This is a genomic window from Streptomyces sp. W16, from assembly GCF_033194735.1.
Taxonomy (GTDB): domain Bacteria; phylum Actinomycetota; class Actinomycetes; order Streptomycetales; family Streptomycetaceae; genus Streptomyces.
The window spans coordinates 1-9,227 of the sequence record NZ_JAWOAI010000404.1 but is presented as its reverse complement, the minus strand read 5'-3'; the positions used below and the strand labels follow the sequence as shown (position 1 = coordinate 9,227).

The following is a 9,227-nucleotide window of genomic DNA, read 5'->3' as shown; positions in this document are numbered from 1 at the left end:
GGTCGAGGCGCGGCGGCGGCAGCGGGCGAACAAGCCGGGTCCCGCGGTCGTCGCGAGCCGCGCGATCGGCGAGGTGTTCATCACCACCGGCGTGCTGATGCTGCTGTTCGTCACCTACCAGCTGTGGTGGACCAACGTGCGCGCGCACGCGCAGGCCGGCAGCGAGGCGAGCCAGCTGCAGAACGACTGGGCGAGTGGCAAGCGCGCCCCGGGCGAGTTCTCGCCGGGGCAGGGCTTCGCCATCCTGCACATCCCCAAGCTGGATGTGGTCGCGCCGATCGCCGAGGGCGTCAGCAACAAGAAGGTGCTCGACAAGGGCATGGTCGGGCACTACAGCGAGGGCGCCCTCAAGACCGCGATGCCGGACGCCAAGACCGGCAACTTCGCGCTCGCCGCGCACCGCAACACCCATGGCGAACCGTTCCGGTACATCAACCAGCTCAAGCCCGGCGACGAGGTCGTCGTCGAGACCCAGACCACGTACTACGTCTACAAGATGACGAAGACGCTGCCCGTGACGTCGCCGAGCAACACCAGCGTCATCGACCCCATCCCCAAGGGCTCCGGTTTCACCAAAGCCGGTCGCTACATCACGCTGACGACCTGTACGCCGGAGTTCACCAGCAAGTACCGGCTGATCGTCTGGGGCAAGATGGTCGAGGAACGGCCGCGCAGCAAGGGCAAGCCGGATGCGCTCATCGAGTAGGGGCAGATGAACGTGGCAGCGACCACCGACGACACCGAAGAGCAGACCGACACGCCCGCGTCGCCGCCGGACCGCCCCCGCGGCACCGGCCCGATCGCGACGGCGGTCAGTCTCTTCGGTGAACTCCTCATCACGGCGGGCCTGATCCTCGGCCTGTTCGTCGTCTACTCCCTGTGGTGGACGAACGTCGTCGCCGACCGCACGGCCGACAAACAGGGCGACAAGGTCCGCAACAACTGGTCCAAGGACAAGGACACCGGCCCCGGCGCGCTCGACACCAAGGACGGCATCGGCTTCCTGCACGTGCCCGCCATGAAGAACGGCGAGGTACTGGTCGAGAAGGGCACCGCGACGAGCGTCCTGAACGACGGCGTCGCCGGCTACTACACCGACCCCGTCAAGGCCGCGCTCCCCACCACCGGCAAGACCGGCAACTTCACCCTCGCCGCCCACCGCGACGGCCACGGCGCCAAGTTCCACAACATCGACAAGCTCAAGAAGGGCGACCCGATCGTCTTCGAGACGAAGGACAAGTGGTACGTCTACAAGGTCTACGACATCCTTCCCGAGACCTCGAAGTACAACGTCAAAACCCTCGCCCAGATCCCCGTGGAGTCCGGTAAGAAGAAGGCCGGCCACTACATCACCCTGACGACCTGCACGCCGGTGTACACGTCCCGGTACCGGTACGTGGTGTGGGGCGAGCTGGTCCGCGTCGACAAGGTGGACAGCGCACGGACACCGCCGAAGGAACTGCGGTAGGACCCGGCAGCACACTCGGCAGCGCAAGAGCCCCGGCACCCTCCTCAGGGTGCCGGGGCTCTGTCGTGTACGTACTTCGGGTACCGCGCTATCCGCCCGAGCCGCCGAAGAGGCCGCCGTTGTTCCCCCCGTTGTTGTTGCCGTTTCCGACACTCAGGGTGGTGAGGGTGATCGTCGTGTTGCTCGGGTCGACCGTGTTGCCCGCGCCCGGGTCGATCTGGGTCACGAGCGCGTTGTCGCTCTGGTCGCTGCCGTCGGCGAACTGGATGTTGGTGAAGCCCTGCTGCTGAAGCTGCTGCTTGGCGTTCTTCACCGTCTGGCCGACCACGCTCGGGACCTGGACCTGCGTCGACTTGCCGATCTGGATGTTGACCGTGGAGTTCTTGTCGACCTGGGAGCCGATCTGGGGATCGGTCGAGACGACCTTGCCGACCAGGTTCGGGTCGCTGGTGTCGACCTCGGTGCAGTTGCCGACGAGGTTGTTCTGCGTCATCTGCGCCTTGGCGTCGTCACAGCTCTTGCCGCTGACGTCCGGGACCGTGGACTTCGCCTGGGCCTTGGCGACGGTCAGGGTGATGACGGTGCCCTTCTCCACCTCCGCGCCGAGCTTCGGGTCCTGGTCCAGGACGGTGCCCGGGTCCTCCGCGGACACCTTCTGCACCGTCTTCACCTTGAACTCGTACTTGTCGCCCTCAAGGGTCGTGGTGGCGTCGTCGACGTTCTGGCCGACCACGCTCGGTACGACCACCTTCGGGGCGCCGGTCGAGACGACCAGGTTGACGGTGTCGCCCTTGTTGACGTCGACGCCCGCCTTCGGGTCCTGCGAACAGACGCTGCCCTTCGGCGCGTTCGCACAGGCCTTGCGGGTGGGCTCGCCCAGCTTCAGGCCGGAGTTGACCGCCATGGTCTTCGCGGTGTCATAGGTCTGGCCCACGAAGTTCGGAGCCGCGAACGGCTTGTCCCCTCCGTTGCCGCTGAACGCCCACTTCCCGATCAGGATCGCGCCCACCAGCACCAGGACGGCCGCCACGACCAGCAGGATCGTCGAGGTGTTCGACTTCTTCTTCTGCTGGCGGCGCCGGTCGGGGCGGTCGTCGTAGCCGAAGCCGCCGTCGTCCGGGTTCATGGGGGGCAGCATCGTGGTGGCGCCGGCACCGGCGTCGGAGCGCAGGGCCGTGGTCGGCTGGTCGTCCGGGTAGCCGCCGTAGCCGACCGAACCCATCGCCGCCGTCGCCGCGACCGGCTGGCCGTCGAGGCAGGCCTCGATGTCGATGCGCATGTCGTCGGCGGACTGGTAGCGGTAGTTGGGGTCCTTGACCAGGGCCCGCAGCACGATCGCGTCCATCTCGGGCGTGATCTCGGGGTCGAAGACCGACGGCGGCTGCGGCTCCTCCCGTACGTGCTGGTACGCGACCGCGACCGGGGAGTCGCCCACGAACGGCGGCCGTACGGTCAGGAGTTCGTAGAGGAGGCAGCCCGTCGAGTAGAGGTCCGAGCGGGCGTCGACCTGCTCGCCCTTCGCCTGCTCCGGGGAGAGGTACTGGGCGGTGCCGATCACCGCGGACGTCTGCGTCATCGTCATGCCGGAGTCGCCCATCGCGCGGGCGATGCCGAAGTCCATCACCTTGACCTGGCCGGTGCGCGTCAGCATGACGTTGGCCGGCTTGATGTCGCGGTGCACGATGCCGTTGCGGTGCGAGTACTCCAGGGCCTGGAGGATGCCGATGGTCATCTCCATGGAGCGCTCCGGCAGCAGCTTGCGGCCACTGTGGAGCAGCTCACGGAGCGTGGAGCCGTCGACGTACTCCATGACGATGTACGGGATCGAGACCCCGTCGACGTAGTCCTCGCCCGTGTCGTAGACCGCGACGATCGCGGGATGGTTGAGCGAGGCGGCCGACTGGGCCTCCCGGCGGAACCGGGCCTGGAAGGAAGGGTCGCGCGCAAGGTCGACGCGCAGCGTCTTCACCGCCACCGTGCGGCCGAGGCGTGTGTCATGGGCGAGGTAGACCTCCGCCATGCCACCACGGCCGAGCACGTGGCCCAGCTCGTACCGGCCGCCGAGGCGACGCGGCTCTTCCATAGTTCCCTACCAGCCCTCTCCGTCGGTCCCGACCCGCACGGGTGTGCGGTCGGAGGCTAGCCGTCCGGGCCTACCGTACCCGGCTGGCTCTGTGTGACCTGGCCAAGCCCGTCACCCGATACAGGACCGGTATCGCAACGTGCACCGATGTGAAGGGGACGTGAGCGGGGTCACTTCTTGCTGTTGATGACCGCCTCCATCACGCTCTTCGCGATGGGGGCCGCGAGACCACCGCCGGAGATGTCGTCACGGTTGGCGCTGGAGTCCTCGATGACCACGGCCACGGCCACCGGCGAACTGCCGTCGGCGAGCTTGGCGTAGGACAGGAACCAGGCGTACGGGTTCTCGCTGTTGGCGACGCCGTGCTGGGCGGTACCGGTCTTGCCGCCGACGGTGACGCCGTCGATCTGGGCCTTCTTGCCGGTGCCGTCCTTGACGACCGTCTCCATCATCGACTGCAGGATCTGCGCGTTCTTCGAGGAGAGCGGCTGGCTCATCTCCTGCGGCTCGGTCTGCGCGATGGTGTCGACGTTCGAGGACTGGAGCTTGTCGACCATGTACGGCTTCATCAGCTTGCCGTCGTTGGCGACCGCGGAGGCGACCATGGCCATCTGCAGCGGGGTCGCGGCGGTGTTGAACTGGCCGATCGAGGACAGCGCGGTCTGCGAGGAGTTCATGTTGTCGGAGAAGACCGAGGCGCTGGAGCGGATCGGCGTGAACTGCTCGGAGTCGAAGCCGAACTTCTTCGCCTCCTCCAGCATCTTGGCGTTGCCGAGGTCCGAGCCGATCTTGCCGAAGACCGTGTTGCAGGAGTACTGCAGCGCGACGCGCATGGTCGCGTTCTTGCAGGGGATGTTGCCCTCGTTCTTCAGCTCGGTCGTGGTGCCCTTCATGATGTAGGGCAGCGGCGAGTCGGTCGCCGTGTCGGCGGACGAGTACAGGTTGTTCTCCAGCGCGGCGGACGCGGTGACCACCTTGAAGGTGGAGCCGGGCGGGTAGGTCTCACGCAGCGCCCGGTTGAGCATCGGGTCGTTCGGGTCGTACTTCTTCTGCAGCTTCTGCCAGGCCTTGGCGTCCGTGGTGGTGGAGTTCCCGGCGAACGTCGACGGGTCGTACGACGGGTAGGACGCCAGCGCCAGGATCTTGCCGGTGGACGGGTCGAGGGCGACGACCGCGCCCTTGCCGCCCTGCTTCGTCAGACCGCTCCACGCGGCCTTCTGCGCGGCCTCGTTGAGGGTGGTGACGACATCGCCGCCGGACTTGTCCTTGCCCGTGATCATGTCGAGGGTGTTGCGGAAGAAGAGCCGGTCGTCGGTGCCGGAGAGGATGCCGTCCTCGATGGACTCCAGCTGGTTGGCGCCGAAGGCCTGCGAGGCGTATCCCGTGACCGGCGCCCACATCGCGCCGTTCTTGTAGGTGCGCTTGTACTTGAGGTCGTTCAGCCCGGAGGTGCTGGTCTCGGTGGAACCGGTGATCGGGTTGCCGTCCACGATGATGTCGCCGCGTGGCGTCGAGTAGCGCGCGATGGTGACACGGCGGTTCTTCGGGTCGTCCTTGAGGCCGTCGGCCTTGACGTACTGGAGCCAGTTGTCGCGCAACAGCAGGGTGAGGACCAGCAGACCGCAGAAGAGCGCGATCCGGCGCAGGGGCTTGTTCATGACGGGCGGACCACCTGGGTCATCTCGGCGTCGGGGCTGGGGGCGGGCGCGGGGGCCGGCCGGCGGGCGGTGTCGCTGATGCGGATCAGGATGCCGATCAGGGCCCAGTTGGCGATGACGGAGGAACCGCCGTACGCGACGAAGGGCATCGTCATACCGGTCAGCGGGATGAGGCCCATCACACCGCCGGCGACGACGAAGACCTGGAGGGCCATGCCGCCGGAGAGGCCGACGGCGAGGAGCTTGCCGAAGGGGTCGCGGGCGGCGAGGGCGGTGCGGACACCGCGTTCCACGATCAGGCCGTAGAGGAGCAGGATCGCCATGATGCCGGCGAGGCCCAGCTCCTCGCCGAAGGTGGCGAGGATGAAGTCGGAGTTGGCGGCGAACCGGATGAGGTCGGAGTGGCCCTGGCCGAGACCGGTGCCGAGCGTCCCGCCGGAGCCGAAGGCCCACAGGGCCTCCATCGACTGCGCGGAGTGGCCGGGGACGGTCTTGCTGAGCGTGTACTCCTTCATCGGGTTCAGCCAGGCCTGCACACGCTGCTGGACGTGCGACTCGAAGCTGGCCACGCCGACCGCGCCCGCCGCCGACATCAGCAGACCGAAGACGATCCAGCTGGTCCGCTCGGTGGCGACGTACAGCATGATGATGAACATTCCGAAGAACAGCAGCGAGGTACCGAGGTCCGTCTCGAAGACCAGGATCAGGATCGAGATGAACCAGACGACCAGGATCGGGCCGAGGTCGCGCCCGCGCGGCAGGTACAGGCCCATGAAGCGGCGGCTGGCCAGCGCGAGCGCGTCGCGCTTCACCATCAGGTAGCCGGCGAAGAAGATCGCCAGCACGATCTTCGCGAACTCACCGGGCTGGATGGAGAATCCGCCGACCGAGATCCAGATCTTCGCGCCGTAGATGTTGGCGCCCAGACCCGGCACGAGCGGCAGCAGCAGCAGGACCAGCGCGCCGACCATGGAGATGTAGGTGTAGCGCTGCAGCGCGCGGTGGTCCTTGAGGAAGATCAGCACGACGGCGAACAGTCCGATGCCCATCGCGGTGTACAGCAGCTGCCGGGGCGCCGCGTTGCCCGCCTGGTTGATCGACTGCAGCAGCTTCGACTGGTCGAGCCGCCAGATGACGACCAGTCCGAGGCCGTTGAGCAGGGTGGCCAGGGGCAGCAGCAACGGGTCCGCGTACGGGGCGAACTTCCGTACGACGAAATGGGCGACGCCTGCCAGCAGGCCGAGGCCAAGTCCGTAGCTCAGCAGCCCGGACGGCACCTTGTCGTCGATGGCCAGGCCCACGTTGGCGTAGGCGAAGACCGGGATGACGACCGCGAACAGCAGCAGCGCCAACTCGGTGTTGCGTCTGCTCGGTGCGCCGATGGAGCCGATCGTGGACGTGTGGTGCGTCGGCGAATTGGTAGAACTGCTCATCGTGTGACGGGGCCTCTCACGGCTTGCCTATTGCTTGCTGCACTGCGAGACGACCTGCTGCTCTTCCTCCGAAAGGCTGGGACCGGGGCTGGGAGTTGCAGACTTGGTCGGGGACGGGGACGTCTTGGCCGAAGGTGACGGCGTGGCCTTGGACGTGAGGGAGGTGCTGGTGGTTCCCGTGGTGCCGCCGGCCTGGCCCTGACCCGTCGTGGAGCCCGTGCTCGCGGCACTCGCGCGTTGGGACTCCTTCTTGCACGCGGAGGCCTGCACCGCCAGGTCGTCGATCTTCTTCTGGGCGTCCTTGAGACCGCCCTCGGCGATCGTCGCCTTGACCTGCTTCTGCTGGTAGGGCGGCAGGTACTTGAGTTCGATCTCGGGGTGGTCCTTCTCCACCTTCGACAGCGAGACCCAGGCGAGGTCCTGGCTGATGCCCTGGTAGAGCGCCACGTGTTCGCCGTTGGTGCCGACGAAGTACTGCGTCTGCGTCCATCGCCAGCCGCCGTAGAGACCGCCGCCGATGACGGCCAGCGCCAGCACGCTGTAGAAGGATCTCTTCAGCCACTTGCGGCCCGCGGAGGGCTTCACGAAGTCGTCGTCGGTGTAGTCCCCGAAGCTGCCCGCGGGGACGTAGCCGGTGGTGTCGCCGGAGCCGGGAGGGCCGAACTCGCCGCCCCCGCCGCCCTGTCCGGGCACCTGGCGGCCGAGCCCGGAGGCGCGCCCGGCCGGGGTCTGCATGATGCCGTTGTCGTGCAGGTGGAGCTGGTTCTCGGCGACCGCGCCGACGATGACCGGGGTGTCCGACAGCTGCGCGGCGAGGGTGTCGCCGGTGTCGAGGTCCAGGACGTCGGCGATGATCACCGTGATGTTGTCGGGGCCGCCGCCGCGCAGCGCGAGCTGGATCAGCTCCTGCACGGTCTCCTGGGGGCCCTGGTAGCTGGCGAGGGTGTCCTCCATCGTCTGGTGGGAGACGACTCCTGACAGCCCGTCGGAACAGATCAAGTACCGGTCGCCGGCGCGGACTTCACGGATCGACAGGTCCGGCTCGACATGGTCGCCGCTGCCGAGCGCGCGCATGAGGAGCGCGCGCTGCGGGTGGGTGGTGGCCTCTTCCTCGGTGATCCGGCCCTCGTCGACCAGCCGCTGCACCCAGGTGTGGTCCTGCGTGATCTGGGTGAGGACGCCGTCGCGCAGCAAGTAGGCGCGGGAGTCGCCGACATGGACGAGGCCGAGCCGCTGCCCGGTCCACAGCAGGGCGGTGAGCGTGGTGCCCATGCCCTCCAGCTGGGGGTCCTCCTCGACCATCATCCGCAGCTGGTCGTTGGCCCGCTGCACGGCGGTGCCCAGCGAGGTGAGGATGTCGGAGCCCGGCACGTCGTCGTCGAGCGAGACGATGGTGGAGATCACCTCGGAGGAGGCGACCTCACCGGCGGCCTGGCCGCCCATCCCGTCGGCGATCGCGAGGAGGCGTGGACCGGCGTAGCCGGAGTCCTCGTTGCCCTCGCGGATCATGCCTTTGTGCGATCCGGCGGCGAAGCGCAGTGACAGACTCATGCGCACCTCGCCCGTCGGCTCCGGGTACATCCGCACGGTGCCCACCCTCCGGTCGGGAGCGCGCCGGGGTCCGCCAGGCGGTCCGCCGGTGCGTGCTCGCTCCGCTCGCGCTCATTCATGACGTGGCACTACTTCCGCAGCTCGATGACGGTCTTGCCGATGCGGATCGGCGCGCCCAGCGGAATCGGTGTGGGGGTCGTCAGCCGGGACCGGTCCAGGTACGTGCCGTTCGTGGATCCGAGGTCCTCGACGATCCACTGGCCGTCGCGGTCCGGGTAGATCCTGGCATGCCTGCTGGAGGCGTAGTCGTCGTCCAGCACGATCGTCGAATCGTGCGCCCGGCCCAGGGTGATGGTCTGGCCCTGGAGCGCGACGGTGGTTCCGGTGAGGATGCCCTCACTGACGACCAGTTTGGTGGGGGCGTTACGGCGCTGCCGGCCGCCCCCGCTCGGCTGTTGCTGGCGCTGCTGCGGAGGCGCCGCCTGCCGGGCGGCCTGCTGCGGCCGTCCCGCTTCCCGTCGCGAGCCGCGCTGTGTGACACGCGTTCCGAACAGGTCGCTGCGGATGACCTGCACGGCCACGATCACGAACAGCCACAGTACGGCCAGGAAACCCAGCCGCATGACCGTGAGGGTCAGCTCTGACATTGCCCCCGCTTCACCCTTCGGCTTGCCGGTAAATGATGGTGGTGCTGCCCACGACGATCCGCGAGCCGTCGCGGAGCGTAGCGCGGGTGGTGTGCTGCCCGTCCACCACGATGCCGTTGGTGGACCCGAGATCCTGGATCACCGAGGGCGTTCCGGTCCGGATCTCACAGTGCCGGCGGGATACGCCGGGGTCGTCGATCCGCACGTCGGCTTCGGTGCTGCGGCCCATCACCAACGTCGCGCGGGAGATCTGGTGGCGGGCGCCGTTGATCTCCACCCAGTACCGCATCCGCGCGCCTGCCGCCGGGGCGGCCGGGGCCGACTGGAGATACGGCGCGGAACCACGGCCCGGCGGCGGCGAGGGCGGCATGGGCGGCGCGCCCGCGG

Annotated in this window: 8 protein-coding genes; 2 read left to right on the top strand and 6 right to left on the bottom strand. The window is 68.0% G+C overall.

Features of this window, described 5'->3' with window-relative positions:
* Together R6V09_RS37830 and R6V09_RS37825 are read left to right on the top strand one after the other, a co-directional pair.
* On the top strand, positions 1–706 hold a 706-nt coding region (locus R6V09_RS37830; RefSeq protein WP_317886005.1), incomplete at its 5' end, for a class E sortase.
* Positions 707–712: 6 nt separating this feature from the next.
* Positions 713–1,468, top strand: a complete 756-nt coding sequence (locus R6V09_RS37825) for a class E sortase (protein ID WP_317886004.1) — start codon at positions 713–715, stop codon at positions 1,466–1,468.
* Between the two features lie 88 nt (positions 1,469–1,556).
* Here the strand turns inward: R6V09_RS37825 and pknB are convergent, their stop codons facing one another.
* The 6 genes from pknB to R6V09_RS37795 all read right to left on the bottom strand — a co-directional run.
* Positions 1,557–3,551: a Stk1 family PASTA domain-containing Ser/Thr kinase gene (gene pknB / locus R6V09_RS37820; RefSeq protein ID WP_317886003.1), complete on the bottom strand. Its 1,995-nt coding sequence runs from the start codon at positions 3,549–3,551 to the stop codon at positions 1,557–1,559.
* A 170-nt stretch (positions 3,552–3,721) separates the two neighbouring features.
* A complete protein-coding gene (locus tag R6V09_RS37815; protein WP_317886002.1) occupies positions 3,722–5,209 on the bottom strand; it encodes a peptidoglycan D,D-transpeptidase FtsI family protein in 1,488 nt (495 codons plus the stop codon).
* Complete coding sequence (locus R6V09_RS37810) at positions 5,206–6,642, bottom strand: FtsW/RodA/SpoVE family cell cycle protein (RefSeq protein WP_317886001.1); 1,437 nt, start codon at positions 6,640–6,642, stop codon at positions 5,206–5,208. Before R6V09_RS37810 ends, R6V09_RS37815 begins: the two co-directional genes overlap by 4 nt.
* A gap of 27 nt (positions 6,643–6,669) precedes the next feature.
* The gene (locus R6V09_RS37805) at positions 6,670–8,223 is read right to left on the bottom strand and encodes a Stp1/IreP family PP2C-type Ser/Thr phosphatase (protein WP_317886006.1); all 1,554 of its coding nucleotides are present in this window, start codon (positions 8,221–8,223) and stop codon (positions 6,670–6,672) included.
* A gap of 98 nt (positions 8,224–8,321) precedes the next feature.
* Positions 8,322–8,840, bottom strand: a complete 519-nt coding sequence (locus tag R6V09_RS37800) for an FHA domain-containing protein FhaB/FipA (RefSeq protein ID WP_317886000.1) — start codon at positions 8,838–8,840, stop codon at positions 8,322–8,324.
* 10 nt (positions 8,841–8,850) lie between these two features.
* A partial coding sequence (locus R6V09_RS37795) for an FHA domain-containing protein (protein WP_317885999.1) occupies positions 8,851–9,227 on the bottom strand: 377 nt, incomplete at its 5' end.